Genomic DNA, 21,461 nt, shown 5'->3' with positions numbered 1-21,461 from the left:
TCTTATTTCTGAAGCTTTTGTATGCCATCAAGAAAATATTATGGGCAAAGAAACTATTGACAAAGGTCACTTCATAACAGGTGATGGATGTGTCTGTACTAAATTTTTTTAAGAGAAAGCAAAAGAAAGAAGAGAAAAAAGAAAAGAAACAAATCAATAAAGAATTAATTTCCCAGATTCAACCACAAGGGGGTATTCACTTTAAAGAGTTATATGTGCAAGGTGGAGATGGATTACAAACTTGTATTCATGTATACGGGTATCAAACGACAGTAAATGACTTTTGGTTAGAGCCTATCATGAATATGTCGAATGTCATTACAACGTTAGATATTATAAGTGACAGCCGAAAAGTAGTGATTGAATCCATTAATAAATCAATGGCAGAACAAAGCGTTCGACATGCGAACGCAAAAGAAAATATTGAACGAATTGAAGCGGAACAACAGTTTCAAGAGTTGGAACAGTTGTATCAACAAGTATCAAAAGGAGAGGTGCTGAAACGAGTTCACTTACGCATCTATATCTCCGCACGAACAATGGCAGAGCTTGAAAAACAAGCAAAAGAAGTCATGGAAACTCTAGAATCTTATAATTTTAGAGGTGCCATTTTCTTAAATGAACAAGAACATGAATGGGCTTCCCTCACATCAAGTTTTGAAATGCAAAAGCAATATATTAATAAACGAAATGGAAAAGAAGTACCGGCTCTTTCTTTAGCCGGGGGCTTCCCGTTTCACTTTACATTTCTAAATGATCCATACGGTATTTACTATGGCACTACCAAAACAAAGGGGAGTGTCATTTTTGATTTGTTTCATAAAGATGCACAGCGAAAAAGTTATAATGCGGTTGTAATCGGGAAAATGGGAGCTGGTAAGTCAACCTTGCTGAAAAAAATCATGAGTGATTATGCGATGAAGGGTTATAAAATCAGGGGATTTGATATTACAGGTGAGTTTGAAGATATTGTGCATGAATATAATGGGAAGCAGATCGCACTGGATGGGTCACAAGGAAAAATTAATCCGCTTCAAGTGTATAAGACGGCTGAAACAGAAGAAGGTTCATTTACCCAGCATTTATCTAAAATGAGTATCTTTTATCGCTTTATTGCGCCAGAAGCAAAAGATGATGAAATTAAGGAGTATGAGAATTTACTGCGCAAAATGTATGTAGCTAAGAAATTATGGAGTGATGAATCGAAAGCTGTCAATCATATTACGAGTTTACCAGCAAGTGAATATCCGATTTTCTCCGATTATTTACATTTTGTTCGTACAGAATTATACGAAGATATAAAGAAAGGAATCTACCGTTCTAATGTGAGTCCGACTCGTAAGGAACGCTTAGAACTGATTGAATTAAATCTTATCAATTTAGTAGACAATTATGGACATTTATTTAACGGTATTTCTACAATAGAAGATTTTTCTAAAGAGCAAATCGTCTTTTTTTCATTGCGCCATCTTATGAGTTTAAAAGAAGAAATCTATCAAGCACAGATTTTCAGTGTAATGAACTTAATGTGGGATGAGATGCTAGAAAACGGAAAACCGCAGTGGAAAGCGTTTGATAGAAAGGAATTAAAATTTGAAGACGTAATGCGTTTTCTTATTATCATGGATGAAGCACATCATCTGATAAATACGAGTGAACGTAGTCAACATGCGGTGGATTTTACGATTAAGTTTAGCCGAGAAGCACGTAAATATTTTGCAGGGATTGTATTTGCAAGTCATTCTATCCGAGACTTTGTGCCAGAGGATGCAAGTGTGGCAGCGGTAGAAAAAATTAAGACACTCTTTGAGCTTACGCAGTACAAATTTATTATGCAACAAGATAGCAACAATCTAGATATGTTACGAAGAGTGTTTGCCGGGCAAATCAGTACAAGTGAACTGAATGAAATACCGTTTTTACCAACAGGAGATGTGCTCTTATGTATCAGTGCCGTAAAGAATATTTTATTTAAAGTCGATGTGACAGAAGAAGAGTTAGCGTTATTTGGAGGAGGGGCATAATTCATGCATCTTGTACTGAAGATGATTCCGAAAAAATGGCTGATTATGATCGCACTGAGTCTACTTTTTCTCCTTGGAACGATTCTTTTAGGAGCTACAATGACACTCATTGGCGGAATGGAGGGTAATAAAAAACAAGGGGATATTACATACCCACAAGGAAGTATAGGGACAGCAAATGTTTCGGCTGAAGTGTTGAAATGGGAACCGACAATTCGGAAGTATGCCCAGCAATTCGGCGTTGAGGCATTTGTCCCATTAATGCTTAGTCAAATGATGCAGGAGAGTGGTGGACGTGGACTCGATCCGATGCAAAGTTCCGAAGGAGCTTTCAATACAAAGTACTGTAAAGGGCCAAATTGTATTACCGATCCAGACTACTCCATTTGGGCTGGTGTTCAAGAATTTAAGCATGCGATTGAGCGAGCGGGTGTAACGGGACCAGGTGACATGGATCACATTAAAACCGCTTTACAAGCCTACAACTTTGGAACAGGATTTTTCGATTTCATTGCAAAAAACGGAGGTAAATACACAAAAGAATTAGCGATTCAATTCTCCGCAGAAACCTATCAGAAAGTAAAACATACGGGTATGTATCGTTGTGTAAGACCTGAGATGATTCCCTACTCCGCGTGCTACGGCGACGCGCTCTATGTTGATGCCGTGCTGAAATATTATACGCCTGGTGTGCCAGTTAATGGCGGTGGCGGAAGTGTAGGAGGAGGTTCCTCTGGTTCACAAGTTGCCGATGTTGGGCGTCAATGGATGGGGCGTTCTACCTATGTATTTGGTGGGGGACGTAATACAAATGACATCGCAAGAGGCATCTTTGATTGTAGTAGTTTTGTACGCTGGGCATTCGAACAAGTAGGAATGAATGTAAGCCCAATGGGAGCTGTAAGTACAGAAACCCTGAATAAAATCGGCACACAAATTTCACCAATGGAAATGAAAGCTGGCGATGTTATTTTCTTTGATACGTATAAACATGACGGTCATGTTGGCATTGTAATTGACCAGAATACATTCATTGGTTGTCAAACGAATAAAGGTGTCTCAATCGAAAATTTATCAAATCCATATTGGGGTAAAGTGTTTAAAGGTCATGTAAGAAGGTTCTAAAAAATAGGGAATTGAAACAAAGGAGAGATTTTTATGACAAATAAAATAAATTTATGTGAAGATGAATTATTTCGAAAAGTGATAACACCGCCATTGGAAGAATTTCAAAATTATAAAATCAAACCAGCAAATTATATGATTCAAGATGTTGGTGAGAATTTTCTTTTGTATAGAGAGTTGAATGAAGAGGAGCCTTCACAATCAGAAGAAATGCAGTCTCGTTATGAAGGAAAGAGGTACGTGTTTTTGTATAATTTCCCTTCGGAAGAAGAAGCTTTGCAGGCAATTCATTCCTATTGGGATGCAATAAAACAGCTCAACTCATTTGAAGAATAGGAGGGAGAAAGATGACAGGAGGAAAAAATAAAGATAACAGAAAAAGCTGGTTTATAACGCTTGCACTTGTGATTGCAGGCGTTACTTTTTTAAACATCTTTCTGTACGCTCGTAATGATGAAACAGGAGATGTAAAACGATTAAAAGTTCAAAGTCAGATATTGCAAACTGAAAATGAAGAGCTCAAAAAGAAAGTGAAGGAAACACTTCCTTCGGAACAGGAACAACAGAGGCAAGCGTATCTTTCGGCAGTAGAAAAGTTTATTCAGTTATCGTTTCATCGAGAAAAGCAAGGATATGATGAGCGAAGAGTACAAGCAAAAAAACTCATGAAGGAAGAAATTTTTCAGCTCTTTTATCCAACAGATACATTTGAAATGGAAGACACATATGTATCCAAACCATCTGATATGAAGTTGTATTTACAGTCTTATATAATTGGTGCTTCTCAAGTAGAAATCATTGCGGAATTTCAAAATACAGTGACCATTGGATCACAAGGGAAAACAGATAAAACAAAAAATGTAATGAAAGTAACCGTACAAAAAAATCAAGAGAATTGGCAAGTAACCAATGTTGAAGAACTATCAGTTCAAATCATTGCATCTTAAAAAAGTGAGGTGTCGAGTAAATGGAAGTTGTAAATAGTGGTGTGAATTTGAGACGAAAAAAATCATGGATATATGGTTTGATTGTAGGCTTTATGCTGGTCGGTTTTTTCTTGTTCTTTACTTCGAAATTATTTGTACCCTATGAAGAGCCGGTTTATCATACAGAATTGAAAAAGCCGGTTGTGTTATTTGGAAATCGAACGATGACAGTGGAAAGAAGAGCGTATGATCCAACTTCTCATACAATAGAAATGTTTCTTCATGTAGATGGAGGAGATGGAGAAAAATATCAGTTCCAAGCACAAGAAAAAGCAAATCCGGATCTTCAATTACCAGTGAAAGTTGTGTATCAAGATGAAGAAAATATTGTTGTACAAGTGAAAGAATTATCTCGGAAATGGCAAGCAGTTGCGCTTGATGTATTTGAAAAAAACAATCGAGATGTGACACTAGAGACAAAGAAAAAGACGGAAGAAGATTCAAAAGAAGATTCAAAAGAAGATGACAAGCAAACATTCTTAAAGTCACTCTTCTCCGATCAAAACAAAACGGATATAGAAGAAGGAATTTCACAAAAAAGTAAAGGCTCTTATGCGAAAGTATTTATAGGGATTGAGCAAAAAACATTAAAAGAAAAAGTAAAACAATACGATGCAATGATGAAACAAGAAACATCTAAACAAACACAGTGGCAAGAGCAAATCACAGAATGGAAGAATGACGCTAAGTATCAAACGGAAACAGAAAAGATGGAAAATGATGCGAAAATCAATTCAAAAGAAACGAATATTAAGCAATCAAAAGACAAGGTTGAATTATACAAATGGGAGCAAGGACAAATCAAGGAAAAGATTAAAAAATTAGATGAGAAGGCAAAAGATGCGGAGCGGTTATGAAAAAAGTTGGGTCAACCGCATCTCAACATCAAGGGTTTTTGGGTCAACAGTAACTCAACATTTTGGTCTACAGGACATCAACATCAGGCGTTTTTGAGTCAACCGCACCTCAACACTTGAGTTACTTTCTTGTTCCCACGGTTTCGCTAGGCTTTGCCTAGCTTCACACCTTAGGTGGGAACAAAAACCCCTTATGCTCTTCTCACTCTTTGTAGTGGAGATCCTGAATTTAGAGGAGGAAATGAAAATGGAGGTAAGAGTTCGAAATATGAATCCAATTGCGGTGAAACGAATTGATGAAATCGCAAAAGCAAAAGGGCTTTCAAGAGATAAATTCTTGCAAGGTCAATTGGAAACTTTAGCTTTCTATCGAGAACAACAAAATCGTGAATTGTATCTTCAACAGTTGATAGAAAAAAACATCTTTGCGATGGAGAAATGTTTTACAGCGGCACAAGAGATGAATGCATTTTTAAAGCTCATGACAGAGGATGAAGAGGCATGAATGTTTCAACAAGTCCTTCACAAACAAAGGTGACACCAGGGGTTGTAACAGTCTCTAAATTTGTGACAGCAGATGGAGAAAGTTTTCAAGATTATGTGGAGTATATTGACAGAGAAGAAGCAAAAAAAGAAGGGCAAGCACACAAAAGAATGTTTTCTCTGTATCAAGATTACATGGGGGATTCTGAAAAGACGTCCGCTTTATTTACAGAACAGAGTAACAGTTTGAATAAAAAGGAAAAGAAAGACCTAAAAAAGATGTTTCAGCTCGCCCAAAAGAATAACAGTATCATGTGGCAAGATGTGATTACATTTGATAACCAATGGCTTGCAGAACATGGCATATATGACCCGAAAACACGTACAGTTGATGATAAAAAATTGATGGATGTTACTCGCTTATCCATGAAAGAAATGCTGAAAAGAGAACGATTAGAACATACAGCTATTTGGTCAGGAGCGATTCATTATAATACGGATAACATTCATATTCATATCGCAACAGTGGAGCCATATCCAACGAGAGACCGTGGCAAGAGAAAACAAACAACATTAGATGCGATGAAAGCGAAAGTGGCTCAAAATATTATGGATCGTGGGCAAGAACAAAAACAGATTAACGATTTGATTCGAAAGAATATGGTTGATAAAAAGAAAGATGATTCCACATTGAAGTGGCGCAATCGAGAGTTGAAACCATTATTCCAGTTCATTTATAAACGTTTACCAGAAGATAAAAGGCAATGGCAATACAGTTACAGTACATTGCGTCCTCTTCGTCCTCATCTTGATGCATTGACGCAAAAATATATTGAGAAGCATCATAAAGAAGATTATAAACAGTTTCTTCAAAAGTTAGATAAAGAGGTGGATGTATTAAAGCGAGCATATGGAGAAGGTTCTGGTGATAAGAAACGATATGAAAATTATAAGGAAAATAAAATAGAAGAGCTTCACAAGCGAATGGGAAATGCATTTTTACAAGAGATGAAAGCGTACGATAAGGAAAGACAGCGTATTGATAAAATGTTAGATCGAAAGCCTAGGGAACGAAAAACATTTCAACAAAATGTTTCGATGCAATATGCACTCAAAAAGATGGAGGGCGCATTTAAAAGTGAATATGAAAGTTGGAAAAACCAACGTTATTATGAGCGCCTTCAGAGAGACATCCAACAACAAAATGAGAGGGGTTATGAACGATGAGTAAGACCAGAAGAGTGTTTTCCATTGATGAGGAAACAGATCAATATATTACAACTTATATGGAGGAACATAAAATTCGAAATGGTTATAATGGTGACGCAATTGTTCGAATATGTAAGGAACATAAAGAGGCAAAACAACAAGAATGGTCTCTTCGGTATATTACAGAAGTTGTGACAAAGCATCTTCATGAAGTATTAAAAGAAGAGCTGACAAAAATTCGTCTTGGTACCAATAGTGCAGATAAAAATACGCAAATGTTACTTGAGTTTATGAATGGGATTTATGAACATGAAAATTATCAAGGCGTTTGTACAACTGATATCGCAGAAACAGAAGCAACAAAGCATATAAGAAAAGTAGTGGAAGATAGAATTGCACATAAAAGACAAAAGAAAGTAGATCATCAGGCGTCCAGAGGACAAAAGGAAACAGTATTTATATCTGTTGATGAAATCAATTGATAAGGGAGTGAATGAGAGATGGGACCTTCAGGAATTGAACCAATTGTAACCGTGCCCAATTCGTTAGGTATGGTTGCTGTCTTTCTGTTAATCATTTGTGTAGGATTAATCAGCATGTTAATCATTGAAAAGAAATGGAACCAACTTGTTCATTTATTGGTGTTAGGTTGCATAGTGGGTGTAGGGATATTCTGTTTATATGTAACAAAGGTTGTAACGGATTCGTTGTTTCTGTTACACTGCGCAGTGATTGCGATTCCATTTGTATGGCTAGGTAGTATGGTAGAGTGGAACGCAAAAGTAAAGAACAAGGAATTAAGATAGGTATCTTATATCAGAAAAGGGGAAGCGAAGATGTTATTATTTCACGAAGATATTGAAATCGGAATCATAAAATCTATTGGCGAAAGAGAGGTTACTTTTCAAGTCGGCAATCAAGAAGTTACAATCCATTTAACAGAGCAGGAAGAACAAGAGTTATTCGATTACATTGAGCTTCCAGAAAATGATTTACTCATTCCCATCAATATGAAAACAAAGAAAATATGTGTTCCAACTGATTTAGAAACATGGAATGAGGAAACGATGGATGAATTAATAGAAGCTTCATCAAAGGGAGCGGAAAACAATGAGTAAAAAGCGTTCCCCAGTTTCATTTGAAGAGAAAAAACAAAAGGTAGAAGCACTAACAAAGAAGATGGAAAAAGGTATAGAAGGTTACTTTCGTTCACCAGAAGATTTAAAAGAGTATTTATCATTTATGGCAAAATTTTATCGCTATTCACCATCTAACATTGCATTAATACAGAGTCAATTTGTGGGATCCAGAGCCGTGGGTTCCTTTTCTTTTTGGAAAGAAAAAGGATTTTCGGTTAATAAGGGTGAGAAAGGCATACAAATTCTTGTTCCGAACCGGACGACAGCAAAATTCAAAGATAAAACTGGAACTTGGAAACCAGTTGCGAAAGCAAGTGAGGAAGAGAAAAAACAGATTGAATCTAAAAATGTAGAAGTCAAACCAGGTCGTTTATATTTCTCCGTCGGATATGTGTTTGATGTATCTCAGACGAATGCAAAAGCTGAAAATCTACCTCGTATCTTTCCAAACCGTTGGCTTGAAGGAAGCGTAGGAGATTATAAGAGTTTGTACAAAGGAATGGAAGCTATTGCTGAAAAAAACAGTGTGAAAATTATTGAACCGAAGCAAGAACTTGGAGTCGCAAAGGGGGTGAGCTATACCTTAACGAAAGAGGTTGCCTTGAATCCGAGGAATAGTGAATTACAAAATGTAAAAACGCTTCTTCATGAACTGGCCCATGCCAAACTTCACACAGCAGAAACGCACATGAATTACTCAGCATCTGAAAAAGAGTTTCAAGCAGAGATGACAGCTTATACGGTTTCTTCTTATTTCGGAATTGATACAAGCGAGTATTCGTTAGGTTATTTAGCGAACTGGACGCAAGGAAAAGAGCTGAAAGATAAATCCAAATTATTAAAAGAAGTACATGAAACTTCTACTGAATTTATTGAAACGATTGAAAATACTTTGGAAAAGGCAAAAGAACAAATACATGAGAAAGAGGTGGAAAGTATGGGGAATATAAAGAATATGGATCATGATAGTTTAAAAGAAACACCGGCTCATTTGGTAACGATTGAGGTCTTGGATAAAGATATACAAGATGAGGAAGTTGCAAGAATACACATGATGGATGCTGTGACAAAAGAAATCAACTATTTATCGGTATGGAATCCTGATAAGTCTGATCGAGAAGACTTATATGTTTCTTTAATGGAGAAACACGGTAATCGAGAAAATGTCTATTTGGATAACATTTTGAAACCAGATTTATATGAAAAAGTTCAGAATTCCATCTTCGACGGAGAAGGCAATCGCTCATTTATTGTACATGAGAAAGATGCAAGTATGAGTCTAGATGAAATAGTAAAAGACGAACGATATGGTGTTTTAGTTGATAGGGCAGAGGAGCAAAAAAATCCAACGTTTAGTGAAAAAGAAGTGGAATTATATAAAGAAATGAAAGAAGGAGGATATGCACCGATTGGATCATTTGAACAAAAAATAAATCCACTTCCGCACACAGCGCCACATGTTACGGCTTCTATGGAAAAAGAATTGATTGGAAAATATGAAGCTTTTAAGCAAGCGCAATCTCATGAAACAGTAAACGATATCGATAGTATTATCCATCGTGTACAAATGGAAGAACGTTATTTTGCGACGAAACATGTAGCAATTGATAATGAACTCATCACACAAGAGTCTGTCACACAATTAGAACATAGAGTACAAGAAAAGTTGAATAAAGAAGGAATTACAGTTACGAAACAGACCGCATCTAAAGTGGTTGATCGTGAGAAACAGTTTGAACCATTCTCGAATTTTACGCAGTTCCAAAATGTTGCAAAGAACAAAAAACAAGAGGCGGAATTAGAACGATAGATGGCTTGTTTACACAATTAAATAAAGAAATACTGTCATCACTTATCGTTGAGAACGAGAAGTGATTTTTTATTATAAAGGAGGAAGTTTAAAATGAATATACAAGAACAACTGAAGCAAGAAGAGATCAGAGAAGCCGTATATAAACAAGCACTTAAGATGTCTGGTAAACCAAAAGAAAGGTTTCCTGAAGGAAATATGTACGAAAAACAACGAGGAGTGGAACCAGGTGTTACTCGTTTTGCAATTCCATCTGTGACAAGTGCAATGGACTGGGGGCAAGGAGATATCACAATTGATGTTCACCATGATACAGGGAAGATGAGGGTATATGAACAAGATATAGATGGTGAAAATTGGTCGAAAACCTCTCTTCAATTTAAAGGAGAGAAGCTGTTGTCTGATGTAGTGAAAAATATGATAAAACAAAGAGCTATTGAAAGGAAAGAAATGGACGAAACAGCCAATCTAAAGATGGAAAACCAAGTAGAACAGTCTTTTGAACCGTTAGAACAATTAAAGACAAAAGATAAGATAATGATACCAAAAGAAACTCCGAAAGATGCTTATAAGGAGTCATACAAGGAACAAGTACTAGAAGAGATTGCTCCTTCTCAGGGGGAGGAACATTATAAAGAACAGTATAAGGCTGAAGTATTAGCAACGCTAGGGATTGATAAAGAGAAGTCATCTGATTCCAAAGAACAGGTATCAAAAGAAGAGAAAAAGGAAGCTCGCTCAGGGAAACAAGAGGAAACGTATTCCAAGAGTCGGGAAGAACATGTCAAAGAAATGAAAGAGTTCGAGAAAACACATTCTTATCCTGAAGTATATCGGTTAAAAAAAGAAGCTCTTCAGGAATTAAAAGGGCTGAATCTAACAGATTCTCAGCGTGAAAAGTTAACTAACCTCGAAAAAGCCCTGGATCAAGAAAAACAAGAATATGATAAAAATAGTAAAAAAGAATCTAGCCAGGAGAAAGAACCGAAAAACCAAAATAAATTCGCACAGCTTTTTCATCAATTTAAAGGTGTGAAAAAGAAAGAGCAGCCAAAGGAAACGGAAATGGAACGTTCCTAATGGACACATTGTAAGAAGGGTACTGTTAAACAGTGCTCTTCTTCTTTTTAACAACGAAAGGGGAGAAAATAATGGTAAATATCGTTGAGATTGTAGACATCGATTATACGGGCGTATGGGCAGAAACGATAGGTGCAGAAGAACTAATTTTTATTTCTTTGCCAAAAGAAAAAATACAAATTGCACGTGAGGTGTTATCAGAGAAAAAACAAATGTATGTCTTTCTACAGAAGGATTGGGAATGGAGAAAGATGTCATGAATCCCTGGTTATTTGCTGGTTGTATGTTGCTTGTGGTCGTGACAATGAATACTTGCATATGGATGGGACAATGTGCGGTAAAACGATTTAAGCTACGAAAAGGGAAGCGTCAAAATTAAAGATTTTACATATATGAGGAGGAATGAATGGTGGGAAAAACATTATTTATTGCGGAAAAACCGAAAGTTGCATACGAATTATTGAAATCACCACGCTTTCGAAATGCAGAAAAACATATGGGTAGTAAACCATATTATGGATACTTTGAAAACCAGGAATATATTATTAGTTGGTGTTCGGGTCATTTATTAGAGCTGAAGCATCCAGAAGAAATGGATGAAAAGTATAAAGAATTTAAGTTTGAACATTTACCTATATTAGTAGAACCAGAGTATAAGGTAAAACTAGATTATATTGAACAAATTAATACGCTAGTGGAGCTATTACAGCGTCAAGATGTAGATCATGTGGTCAACGCCTGTGATGGAGACCGTGAAGGTGAACTAATTTATCGTGAAATGTATGAGTATGCAGGTATAAATAAACGACAATCTCGTCTTTGGCTTTCTTCTTATGAACCAGCAGAATTAGAGGCTGGATTGAATCGATTAGAGCCTGGGGAACACTATGATGGACTTGCAAACTCTGCAAAAGCAAGGCAATATCTGGACTATCTTCTCGGAATGAATGTGACGAGAGGGTGTACAACGAAACTGGCTAAAAACCAATTCTTATTAGCGACAGGGCGTGTGCAAATGTGCCTGTTGAATGAGATTTGGCAACGTGAAGTAGCAATAGAGAATTATAGAGAACAAACCTACTATAATCTGAAACTTATCACAGACAATGGCTTAGAGGCAATCATGAAGACAGAAGACCAATTATTAGATCCGGCTCCTTTGCAAAAGCTTGGGACAAAACTAGTCGGTACAGCATTAACCGTAACGGAGTTTAAGGAGAGTACCAGAAAAAAGAAACCCAAATTGTTATATAACCTGACGGATTTGTATAAAGAGGCGCATTCAAAATTGAAAGTGAGTGCAGAAACCGCAAAAAAACATATTCAGAGTTTATATGAAGAGGGCTGGATTTCGTATCCTCGTTCATCGTCAAGGCATTTGCCGACGGAAAAAGTAAGCCGAGTACAGGAAGTATTCCAAGCCTTGCAGGCTACCAATTATGAGGATCTGGTACGAATGGTAGAGACATCTACCATTACAGAAAAACATGCTACTTTTAACGATGAACTTGTAGATAGTCACTTTGCCATCATCCCGACAACAAAACCATATGACGGGACCAACAGAAAGCCATTAGAAATTCAATTATATGATTTGATTGTAAAGCGATTTATTGGGAACTTTATGTCACCGGCTGTTTATTTGGTTCGTGAAGCACAGTTTATGGATCAAGATGAAAACATATACAGTACAAAAGAGAAGGTGCTTCAAGAGAAGGGATTTTTAAGCGTATTTCACGAGGACATGGAAGAAGGGTCTGTGGAAAGCTTTCAAATCCCTTTTTTATATGAAGGAGACTCATTCCCAATCGTAAAACATGACCTCATTCAGTCAAAAACAAAGAAACCAGCATTCCATACAGAAAGCTCCATTTTAACTTTTATGGAGACCGCCGGTCGCAAGTTAGATGATGACCATTTAAAAGAGTTAATGAAAGGAAAACGGATTGGAACAGTCGCAACAGAGGAGACGTTTATTCCTAAGCTTGCGACACGAAATTATATCACAGTTACCAATGGCCAAATTCGTACAACGAAAATTGGTCGTGCATTTGTAGAGAAGTTTCCGATAGATGAAATCAAAAATCCAGCTTATACGGCTGAAATGGAAGGGATGATTCATATGATCGAAAAGAAAGAGGTGCCATACGGTGAGTTTGTGGAAAATACGAATACATTTGTGAAAGAAACGGTTGCGAAGCTGGGAGAAACAGAAGAGAAAGTGGCGGATGAAATGATTTTAAACTGGAATCAACAAATTGAAGTATGTCGTTGTCCATGTAAAAAGGGCAAGATTCTTCATAAAGGAAACTTCTATGGGTGCAGTAACTATCCAGAGTGTGAGATCCGTATGCCAAAGAAAATTAAAGAGAAGGCGATTCCTGAAGCACAAGTGAAAAAGCTGTTTGAAAGTAAGAAAACGGATCTGTTAAAAGGCTTTAAATCCGGTGAAAAAGAGTTTTCGGCATATTTGGTGTTACGAGAAGGGAAAGTGCAATTCCAGTTTCCAACGACAGATGAGCTATCTCTAGGGAAGTGTCCAGACTGTAAAAAAGGGGATATTCTTCATCGGAAAACGTTTTTTGGATGTACAGAATATAAAAATGGTTGTAAGTTCATGTTGCCAGCAAAAATCAAAGAAAAGGCGATTCCTCCTTCTCAAATGAAGAAAATTTTGAAGGGGCAATGTTCAGACTTCATTCCAGGGTTTAAAGGAGAAAAAGGAGAATTTACAGCGGCACTCTATCTGGATAAAGAGGGATTAAAGTTTCGTTTTCCAACGGTGGAAGATCGTACACTAGGGAAATGTCCGTTGTGTAAGAGCCGAGTGATTGTAGGGAAAGCAAACTACTTATGTGAGCAGTATAAAAAGACTTGTGAATTCATTATCCCAGGGACGGTGTCAGGAAAGAAAATTAGTAGTAACAATGTGATCAAATTATTAGAAAAGAATATGACCGATCAAATTAAAGGATTTGAGTCCAAAAATACAGGGAAGAAATTTGATGCTCGTTTGTCATACAGTACACAAGAGAAACGATTAAAATTCCTATTTGGAAAATAAATGATGTAGAGAACTGATACAAACAGTTCTCTTTTTTTAGTGTGCCAGGCATGGCAACTATCTAGGTGGTGAAAGTCCACTGTGGGGGTACGCATCGACCAACCACTAAGGAAGCGCAAGGTACTTACCGTGAGGTAAGGGCTGGAGGAAGCGTGGAATAAAATCTTGGCTCGACGAACAGAAATCTGATACGAAGGCTCTATAAAGGGATGAGACTCCTAAACAAGTTAAAGTCCAAAAGATGTGCGTAACTTTGTAGAGTAAATCAGGCGAGTAAAAGAGGAAAGATAGCTGCCTTACCCTGGGAGATCTTGCGGATGTACTAACAGTACAGTCGAAAATGGTTAACCGCAAGAAGTCAGCCGAAGCCATAGTAGTGGAACAAATTCATGAAGGGCCGAACAGTTTATAGTGTTTCAACGCCATGAATGCGTAAGTGACGTACTCCGAATATGTTAATGATGAAAGTATGAGCGTATCTCAAAGGATAATCAAAATGGAGTTGTCACTTACTACGTGAAGGGAAAGGAGAAACGAGTGTGGAACTCTTAGAAGCAATTTTAAGCAACAAAAATATGAATGAAGCCTACTTACGCGTTTATAAAAATAAAGGTGCAAGTGGAGTTGATGGTATAACAGTCGAAGAACTAAAGCAATATCTGAAAGAGCACAAGGACGAGCTACGTCAGCGCATTAGAACAAGGAAATACCAACCACAAGCTGCCTTAAGAGTGGAAATCCCAAAAGAGAATGGCAAGATGCGCAAGCTGGGAATACCAACAGTAGTGGATAGAGTCGTTCAACAAGCCATTCATCAAATACTCAGTCCCATATTTGAGAAGCAGTTCAGTGAATTCAGTTATGGTTTTAGACCAAAAAGAAGTTGTGAGATGGCAATTGTTAAAAGCTTGGAATTTCTGAACGACGGATATGATTGGATAGTGGACATTGATTTGGAAAGATTCTTTGATACAGTCCATCACGATAAATTGATGCGAATTATATCTAACACAATAAGCGATGGAGATGTCATTTCTCTCATAAGAAAGTACTTAGTCAGTGGGGTTATGGTGAATGGGAAATATGAAGAAACACCAGTCGGAACTCCGCAAGGAGGCAATCTTAGCCCTCTCTTGAGCAATATTATGCTGAACGAACTGGATAAGGAACTCGAAAGTAGAGAACTCCAATTCGTGAGATACGCCGATGACGCTCTTATCTTTGTGAAAAGCGAGAAAGCGGCGAGCAGAGTGATGAAATCAATCGTGAGATTTATAGAAAAGAACCTAGGTTTGATAGTCAATACAGAAAAGAGTAAAATCTCTCGACCAGAAGATTTAAAATTTTTAGGATTTGGATATTATTACAACTCTAAGGATAGGAGATATCAAACGAAACCACACCCAATCTCAGTACAGAAATTTCAAAGAAAGCTTCGACAACTGACAAAACGAAACTGGAGTGTTCCGTTAGACTATCGAATATTGAAACTAAAACAAGTTATATTTGGATGGGTAAATTACTTCAGGAGTACAAATATGAAAGGCGTTATGAAGCAAGTAGATAAGAAGCTCCGCTCCAGAATTAGAGTGATTATTTGGAAGAAATGGAAAATACCGAAGAAACAAATCAAATCGCTTGTTCAATTAGGGATTCCGGAGGAAGAAGCGAAGGGGTTAACTTACTGTCGAAAGGGCTACCGATATATAGGATTATCGAAAGTCGTTCAAAGAGCCATCTCAAATCAAAGACTAAAGAAGAGGGGCGTCCCTTCTTCTTTAGAACGCTATCTAAAAGTTCACACTGTAATATAAACTGAACCGCCGTATACGGAACCGTATGTACGGTGGTGTGAGAGGGGCGGAAATGAATTACTTTATTTTCCCTCTACTCGATTTTTATTTCAAAAAGTGAAGTTCTTATGAAAAACCGGATTCGCAAATTGTTCTGTATTGGGTTTTGTTAGTTACCATGATGTAATAAGTATCGTATGGATTAAAACCTTATTCAAGATAGTATATGAACCTCAAATGGTATTTTAAAGTTTACCTTGTTAATTTATATAAATTGGCACTTATTCTTATGTAATAAAAAACAAAAATTTTAAAAATTAACAATTAGACCTTGTAAGGGCGGATAAAACAAGTTAAAATGACCTTATAGGAGCGAAAATGATAAGGAGTGATTACAGTGAAAAAGAGGTCAGTTGAAGTAATTCAAGACTTAAGACATTTCCTTACAAAAGGTCAAATTTGTTTCGATCTTAGCAATTTTAAGTATTATCAAATGTTTTGCCATGCATTAGAGGCAACGGGTACGCCGTATCATTTGCAGGTCAATGAGTTAGAAAAAAACATGATAGTAATCAAAATGATGTAAAGAAAAGGAGGATGAATGATGAAAATCAATACACCGGAGTGGTTATCTTTGAGTAAGGAAGTGAAGGTTAAACTCATTCGTTTGGCTATTTTAGAATCAAGATTTAAATATCAAAAATAAAAACCCTCTGTTGCAAAAAGCAAACAAAGGGCATTTGAATGAGTATCGTACTGTGAAGGGAATCTAGCACATTCCCTTCATGAACCAGTATAGCATAAAAGGAACACAACAAAGGAGATATTCATGAAAGAGATTGAAAAGTACATGACGCCAAGTGAAGCATCCTTCTATTGGGGGATTCCTCGTGAAACGTTGAAGCACAAAATCAGCCCTTCAGGTATGACTGAAAAAAAAGTAGTAGAGTTACAACGAATGTTAGATGAAGGCTTAATTAAATTCTTTTTACATCCAAAAGGAAAGAGGAAGGAATGGATTATTAGTCATCAAGCTATGTATGAATGGTTTGGTGAACCTAAAAAATAAAGGAAACTAAGGGAGGAAATGAACATATGTCTTTAAATCGTACAATTTTAGTTGGTCGTCTTACGAAAGATCCTGATTTGCGTTACACGCCAAATGGGGTTGCGGTCGCAACATTTACGCTAGCTGTTAACCGTCAATTTAAGAAGGACGGACAGCAAGAAGCAGACTTCATAAATATTGTAGTGTGGAAAAAAATTGCAGAGAATGTAGCGAACTATTTAAAGAAAGGTAGTTTAGCTGGTGTAGATGGTCGTCTTCAGACACGCAATTATGATGGGCAAGATGGGAAGCGTGTATATGTTACAGAAGTGGTTGCTGAGAGCGTACAATTTTTAGAGCCCCGTAATAGTGGTGGAGCAGAACGTAATTCATTTAATCAACAGCCAGTGGGAGCTGGTTTTGTTAATCAAGGTTCGAACTCATTTAATCAATCTAGTAATTCTGGATTTAAAAAGAATGATGATCCATTCTCTAATCAGGGTCAACCAATTGATATTTCGGACGACGATTTACCATTCTAAAGTTAGAGTGGGAGTGTATAAAAGGAGGAAATAATAGATGGAAGACGTACAATTTCCTTTTTTACAAATGTGTAAGGAGGTTCTTATCATGACTGTAAGCTTTTGGTTCATAATGTTTTTAATCTTTGGGGAGGTCTTGTTACAATAAAAGAAACATGAGGTATCGTGTGTGTAGCTATAAATATAGGTATAAGAGGGAGAGACCAAATGAAATCAACAGGTATAACAAGAAAAGTAGACGAGTTAGGACGAGTGGTAATACCAAAAGAGCTAAGAGATACATTAGGAATTAGAGAGAAGACACCATTAGAGATTTATGTAGATGGTGAGAAGATCATCTTAAAAAAATATGAAGCTGGTGGTACTTGTGCCATAACAGGGGAAGTATCGAATCAGAATGTTTCTTTAGCAAATGGGAAGATTACTTTAAGCCCAGAGGGAATTAAGCTTTTAATGAATGAATTGCAACAGTACTTAGTGAAATAAGGAATGGTTCATATGAAAAAGAAGAGAGATTAAGAATCCCTCTTCTTTTTATGTATGTTATTCTATTTTACAGCCTCTTTTAGACTTTTCCCCGCTTTAAATGCAGGTGCTTTTCCTCCAGGAATGAGCATTTCTTCTCCTGTTTGAGGATTACGTCCTGTACGTGCAGAGCGTTCACGTATCTCAAATGTACCGAATCCAATTAATTGCACAGAGTCGCCTTTTGCTAGGGCTTGTGTAATTTGATCTAGAACAGCTTGCACAGATGCAGTTGCATCTTTTTGTGTTAAGTTTGCTTCCTGGGCAACTTGTTTGATAAGTTCTGTTTTATTCATGTGTGTACCTCCAGGTAATGATTCATTTTAGGTTGCTATTATAACGTTTTTACTAGAAATGTACAAATGCTCATTTTGCTTACGGAATCCTTTTTTCATATAAGTATTTTTTCTCAATAATCTGATCGTTTAATCCTTTGTAAAGATTCAATTCCAAGTTGCAAATCACTTTTTTTCATTACTTTTTCATAGGTTCCCTCTTTTAATTTTTCCGTTAAAGCTAAAATATCGGTTAAAGTATGGTGTAACTGTTGCACTTGTCCTTGAAGGCGTTCAATTTCACTTTGCTCGATAGGTGTTAAACGCTCTTCTTTTATCCATTTGGAGAGCTGTTCTTCAAATATCCATACAAATTCAAGTTGTTCTGTGTAAACACGGATGGTGCGTTGTATGGTTGCATCATCCAACACATGAGGTTTGTTGCGGACTTCTAAAAGGTTTATATATTGTTCTTTAGCATCTGAAGCTTGCCCAACAATTAGATTTGCAATGATAGGCAAGTTTTGGATAGGTTGCCAATTTGGTTGATTCTCCATGTATTTTTTTCCTTCCATTCCTTTAATGTATTATAAAGGAATGATATCACAAAGGATTCAGATTTACAGGGAAGGTGTAAATAGTTACCCCCACACCTATAATTTCACGTACCTTATTGTAAAAAAAACATATAACACACAATCATAATATCCATTTAAATCTTATATTCTTGTATTCTCAGTTATATAATACATAAGAAGAGGGCTGGTTAGAAGTGAGGGGGAAGATGGATGAAAAAGAAAGTATATGCCGTACGAAAAGGAAGGGAAACCGGTATTTTTTATTCCTGGAAAGAATGTGAGACGCATGTGAAAGGGTATTCAGGTGCCCAGTACCGCTCTTTTCCTTCTAAAAAAGAAGCACAACAATATTTGTCATCCACTCTCATTCAAAATAAACAATCATGACTTTACAGTCCCACCCATATATGAAAAGGGGTGGGACTATTTATTTCCCAAGCTTTCCATACTGATTATATAGATGGATACTTTAGTACGTGGCTTTTTATGGTGGATTTACCCTGTAAAATAAACTGTAAGAAATAATTTGGTGCACACCCCTTTGTTGACAGATTCATTCTGATCACGAACAGAAAAATGTTGAAATTCCAATTATTTCGGTCATCCATCTCATATCTCGTGAGGAGGTTCATTCATTGGAAACTTTACATTCTCATTGTGCTGGACTTGATGTCCATCAGAAAGAAATTGTTGTTTGTATTTATATTGGAAATTCTGAGACAGAACTTACAAAGGAAATTCGTACATTTCCTACTTTCACAAAACATTTATTTGAAATGCTTCAATGGCTCGAAGAGCTACATATTACCCATCTTGCGATGGAAAGCACCGGTATTTATTGGAAGCCCGTTTTCAACATTTTAGAAGATTATTTTGATATTACCCTTGCCAATGCACAAAGAATAAAAAATGTGCCAGGACGGAAAACAGATGTAGCGGATGCTGAATGGATTGCCAAACTCCTTCGATATGGACTAATCGAAAAAAGTTTCGTACCTCCATCAGACATTCGAGAACTTCGTGATTTAACACGGTTACGTAAGAAAATGATTGGCAATATGACTGCTGAAAAAATCGTATTCAAAAAACTTTAGAGTGTTCTAACATTAAACTAGGTTCTATTATCTCTGATGTATTCGGTGTATCTGGTCGTAAATTATTAACTCGCCTGGTGGAACAAGGATATGTTAACTCACATGAGGTAGAAGAAAATATTCATGGAAGCATGATGCCGAAGGCATCTCAGATTACAGAATCTTTATTTGGAACACTGAATCCACATCAAATTTTTCTTATTCGTCAGTCTTGGAATCACATCTTATTTCTCGAAGAATCCATTGAACAACTAGAAGAAAAAATTGATGAGCTTCTTTCACCTTATTCAGAGCAAGTTGAACTCCTTTTAACGATTCCAGGGGTGAAAAAACATGCTACCGCCAGTATTATTGCAGAAATCGGTGTCGAAATGAGACAATTTCCATCCGCCCAACACCTGGCTTCATGGGCAGGCTTATCACCTGGAAATCATGAAAGTGCTGGCAAGAAAAAAAGTTCTCGAACAACAAAAGGAAATCCACACATTCAATCCATGCTTTGTGAAGTAGCATGGGCCATCTCGAGAACTCGTCATACATGGTTATCAGGAAAGTATTGGTCTCTTGCTGCACGAAGAGGTAAAAAGAAAGCACTTATTGCCATTGCACATAAAGTCATTAAAATTATCTATCATATACTAGATCAACGATCTGGATTTATTGAGTATTCAAAAGTTCTTTCTTAAGGTAATCAACTCAAGTTCATATTTTTTTCGCTACTGTTAAAAAATTTTAATAACATGTGGCTTATTTATTTATGCCTTTTTTAAGTCGCTAGACACACATATCAAGGTTACTGCTCCCTACAGTACATACGAAGTTTGGAATGTTGAATCAAGTCTTTTCACAGAAAAAAGCACCAGGTATCTCCTCCTTCTCAAAACATAAAAGAACAGCCAACAAAGTTACATTCTTCAGGTGTTTCACAAGAATCCATCGTAGAAGTTTATATTGATGGAAGTTATAACATGAAGCGGAAAATTGCAGGATATGGCTTAGTGATGATTGTTCAAAACCAAGTGTACTTAAAGGATTTCAGTGCCTATCCCTACTCAGATGTAACAGCTACTCATAATGTAGGTGCTGAGCTTATGGGTGCAAGACGTGCGGTAGAATTGGCTTTAGCGAATGGCTGGAAACACATGATATTGTACTATGACTATACAGGTATTGAAAATTTCGCAACAAAAGCTTGGAGAGCTAAAAATCCTCAAACAAAAGAGTATCAAGATTTTATGCAAAAATACATGCGGAATATTAAAATACAATTTGTAAAAGTTAAGGCTCATAGCGGTAATGAGTATAATGATTTAGCTGATCGTCTTGCGAAATATGCAACGAATTTATAAAAATAGTTGGGTATGAATCCTATAATTAAAATATGACTGATACTATAAGTAATTCTGTTTATTGTTTATAGTTTTGTTATTTGTCTGCTATTGACAAAATGAGAGGTAGATTTTATAATTCGAAAGCGTGTTCGTGATTCTTTGCTGGCACAAGCAAGATTGTTGTGAAGGATCGGGTGGTAGAGCCAGCAACTTTCGTAGCATATGGAATAGCTGTGTTTGTGAAGAATAACACGTCTAATTTACTAGCGTACAATTATTTAGTATATTTATGAATAAGTTGCATATAATAGTATTATCATCTAGAGAAAGTTACATAAAAAAGGCATCTTCCTGAGGAAGATGTCCTTTTTGCTGTTCCTAATTATATGCCCATATAAGATAGGATGTGATAAACTAGGGATAGTGAGACGGTTCGTGCTCTAGTCAGTCAGATGAATCATAAAATGCAGGTTGAAATACTTTTTTTCTATTGCAATT

The 21,461-nt window shown here is 36.6% G+C and carries 23 protein-coding genes and 1 pseudogene; 22 read left to right on the top strand and 2 right to left on the bottom strand.

Annotated elements, in window-relative coordinates; genetic code table 11:
* Window positions 1–83: 83 nt before the first annotated feature.
* The 19 genes from MHH55_RS34620 to MHH55_RS34530 all read left to right on the top strand — a co-directional run bounded on the left by MHH55_RS34620 (window position 84) and on the right by MHH55_RS34530 (window position 17,646).
* A complete protein-coding gene (locus tag MHH55_RS34620; protein WP_100910806.1) occupies window positions 84–2,024 on the top strand; it encodes a VirB4 family type IV secretion system protein in 1,941 nt (646 codons plus the stop codon).
* Window positions 2,025–2,027: 3 nt separating this feature from the next.
* Window positions 2,028–3,149 carry a bifunctional lytic transglycosylase/C40 family peptidase gene (locus tag MHH55_RS34615; RefSeq protein WP_100910807.1) on the top strand — a complete coding sequence of 374 codons (1,122 nt, stop codon included), beginning with the start codon at window positions 2,028–2,030 and terminating at the stop codon, window positions 3,147–3,149.
* 33 nt (window positions 3,150–3,182) lie between these two features.
* Entirely contained in the window at window positions 3,183–3,485 is a 303-nt protein-coding gene (locus MHH55_RS34610) for a hypothetical protein (RefSeq protein ID WP_100910808.1), read from the top strand.
* 11 nt (window positions 3,486–3,496) lie between these two features.
* Window positions 3,497–4,096, top strand: a complete 600-nt coding sequence (locus MHH55_RS34605; protein WP_100910809.1) for a MerR family transcriptional regulator — start codon at window positions 3,497–3,499, stop codon at window positions 4,094–4,096.
* A 20-nt stretch (window positions 4,097–4,116) separates the two neighbouring features.
* A complete protein-coding gene (locus MHH55_RS34600; RefSeq protein WP_100910810.1) occupies window positions 4,117–4,992 on the top strand; it encodes a hypothetical protein in 876 nt (291 codons plus the stop codon).
* 247 nt (window positions 4,993–5,239) lie between these two features.
* Window positions 5,240–5,497, top strand: coding sequence for a hypothetical protein (locus tag MHH55_RS34595; protein WP_100910811.1), 258 nt, complete (start codon window positions 5,240–5,242; stop codon window positions 5,495–5,497).
* A complete protein-coding gene (mobP2, locus tag MHH55_RS34590; RefSeq protein WP_100910812.1) occupies window positions 5,494–6,702 on the top strand; it encodes a MobP2 family relaxase in 1,209 nt (402 codons plus the stop codon). The genes MHH55_RS34595 and mobP2 overlap by 4 nt, the downstream gene beginning before the upstream one ends.
* The gene (locus tag MHH55_RS34585) at window positions 6,699–7,166 is read left to right on the top strand and encodes a hypothetical protein (RefSeq protein WP_100910813.1); all 468 of its coding nucleotides are present in this window, start codon (window positions 6,699–6,701) and stop codon (window positions 7,164–7,166) included. Before mobP2 ends, MHH55_RS34585 begins: the two co-directional genes overlap by 4 nt.
* Before the next feature lie 18 nt (window positions 7,167–7,184).
* A complete protein-coding gene (locus MHH55_RS34580) occupies window positions 7,185–7,490 on the top strand; it encodes a hypothetical protein (protein WP_100910814.1) in 306 nt (101 codons plus the stop codon).
* Between the two features lie 30 nt (window positions 7,491–7,520).
* Entirely contained in the window at window positions 7,521–7,802 is a 282-nt protein-coding gene (locus MHH55_RS34575; RefSeq protein ID WP_100910815.1) for a hypothetical protein, read from the top strand.
* Window positions 7,795–9,633, top strand: a complete 1,839-nt coding sequence (locus MHH55_RS34570; RefSeq protein WP_100910816.1) for an ArdC-like ssDNA-binding domain-containing protein — start codon at window positions 7,795–7,797, stop codon at window positions 9,631–9,633. The genes MHH55_RS34575 and MHH55_RS34570 overlap by 8 nt, the downstream gene beginning before the upstream one ends.
* A 93-nt stretch (window positions 9,634–9,726) precedes the next feature.
* Entirely contained in the window at window positions 9,727–10,713 is a 987-nt protein-coding gene (locus tag MHH55_RS34565) for a hypothetical protein (protein WP_340882606.1), read from the top strand.
* A 71-nt stretch (window positions 10,714–10,784) separates the two neighbouring features.
* Window positions 10,785–10,973 (top strand): hypothetical protein, encoded by a 189-nt coding sequence (locus tag MHH55_RS34560; protein WP_078188036.1) that lies wholly within the window; start codon window positions 10,785–10,787, stop codon window positions 10,971–10,973.
* A complete protein-coding gene (locus MHH55_RS34555; protein ID WP_262984015.1) occupies window positions 10,970–11,092 on the top strand; it encodes a hypothetical protein in 123 nt (40 codons plus the stop codon). The genes MHH55_RS34560 and MHH55_RS34555 overlap by 4 nt, the downstream gene beginning before the upstream one ends.
* Window positions 11,093–11,122: 30 nt before the next feature.
* The gene (locus MHH55_RS34550; RefSeq protein WP_340882603.1) at window positions 11,123–13,777 is read left to right on the top strand and encodes a type IA DNA topoisomerase; all 2,655 of its coding nucleotides are present in this window, start codon (window positions 11,123–11,125) and stop codon (window positions 13,775–13,777) included.
* Between the two features lie 539 nt (window positions 13,778–14,316).
* A complete protein-coding gene (ltrA, locus tag MHH55_RS34545; RefSeq protein ID WP_340882600.1) occupies window positions 14,317–15,591 on the top strand; it encodes a group II intron reverse transcriptase/maturase in 1,275 nt (424 codons plus the stop codon).
* An 808-nt stretch (window positions 15,592–16,399) separates the two neighbouring features.
* Window positions 16,400–16,639, top strand: a complete 240-nt coding sequence (locus MHH55_RS34540) for a hypothetical protein (protein WP_086409714.1) — start codon at window positions 16,400–16,402, stop codon at window positions 16,637–16,639.
* Window positions 16,640–16,665: 26 nt separating this feature from the next.
* Entirely contained in the window at window positions 16,666–17,160 is a 495-nt protein-coding gene (gene ssb / locus MHH55_RS34535; protein ID WP_340882594.1) for a single-stranded DNA-binding protein, read from the top strand.
* 207 nt (window positions 17,161–17,367) lie between these two features.
* A complete protein-coding gene (locus MHH55_RS34530; RefSeq protein WP_100910823.1) occupies window positions 17,368–17,646 on the top strand; it encodes an AbrB/MazE/SpoVT family DNA-binding domain-containing protein in 279 nt (92 codons plus the stop codon).
* Between the two features lie 62 nt (window positions 17,647–17,708).
* Here the strand turns inward: MHH55_RS34530 and MHH55_RS34525 are convergent, their stop codons facing one another.
* Window positions 17,709–17,981: an HU family DNA-binding protein gene (locus MHH55_RS34525; protein WP_340882591.1), complete on the bottom strand. Its 273-nt coding sequence runs from the start codon at window positions 17,979–17,981 to the stop codon at window positions 17,709–17,711.
* A gap of 113 nt (window positions 17,982–18,094) precedes the next feature.
* Entirely contained in the window at window positions 18,095–18,517 is a 423-nt protein-coding gene (locus tag MHH55_RS34520; RefSeq protein WP_340882590.1) for a hypothetical protein, read from the bottom strand.
* Window positions 18,518–18,748: 231 nt separating this feature from the next.
* Between MHH55_RS34520 and MHH55_RS34515 the strand changes: the two genes are divergently transcribed.
* The 3 genes and pseudogenes from MHH55_RS34515 to MHH55_RS34505 all read left to right on the top strand — a co-directional run bounded on the left by MHH55_RS34515 (window position 18,749) and on the right by MHH55_RS34505 (window position 20,981).
* Window positions 18,749–18,925, top strand: coding sequence for an RNase H1/viroplasmin domain-containing protein (locus tag MHH55_RS34515; RefSeq protein ID WP_340882587.1), 177 nt, complete (start codon window positions 18,749–18,751; stop codon window positions 18,923–18,925).
* 248 nt (window positions 18,926–19,173) lie between these two features.
* Window positions 19,174–20,318 (top strand): annotated as a pseudogene (locus tag MHH55_RS34510) (IS110 family transposase).
* A gap of 147 nt (window positions 20,319–20,465) precedes the next feature.
* On the top strand, window positions 20,466–20,981 hold the full coding sequence (locus MHH55_RS34505) for an RNase H family protein (protein ID WP_445661840.1): 516 nt from the start codon (window positions 20,466–20,468) through the stop codon (window positions 20,979–20,981).
* Window positions 20,982–21,461: the final 480 nt, after the last annotated feature.

This window comes from Bacillus sp. FSL K6-2944, from assembly GCF_038005385.1.
GTDB classification, from domain to species: Bacteria; Bacillota; Bacilli; order Bacillales; family Bacillaceae_G; genus Bacillus_A; species Bacillus_A cereus.
Note: the sequence above shows the minus strand (reverse complement) of the source record. Positions and strands in the feature narration are given on the sequence as shown.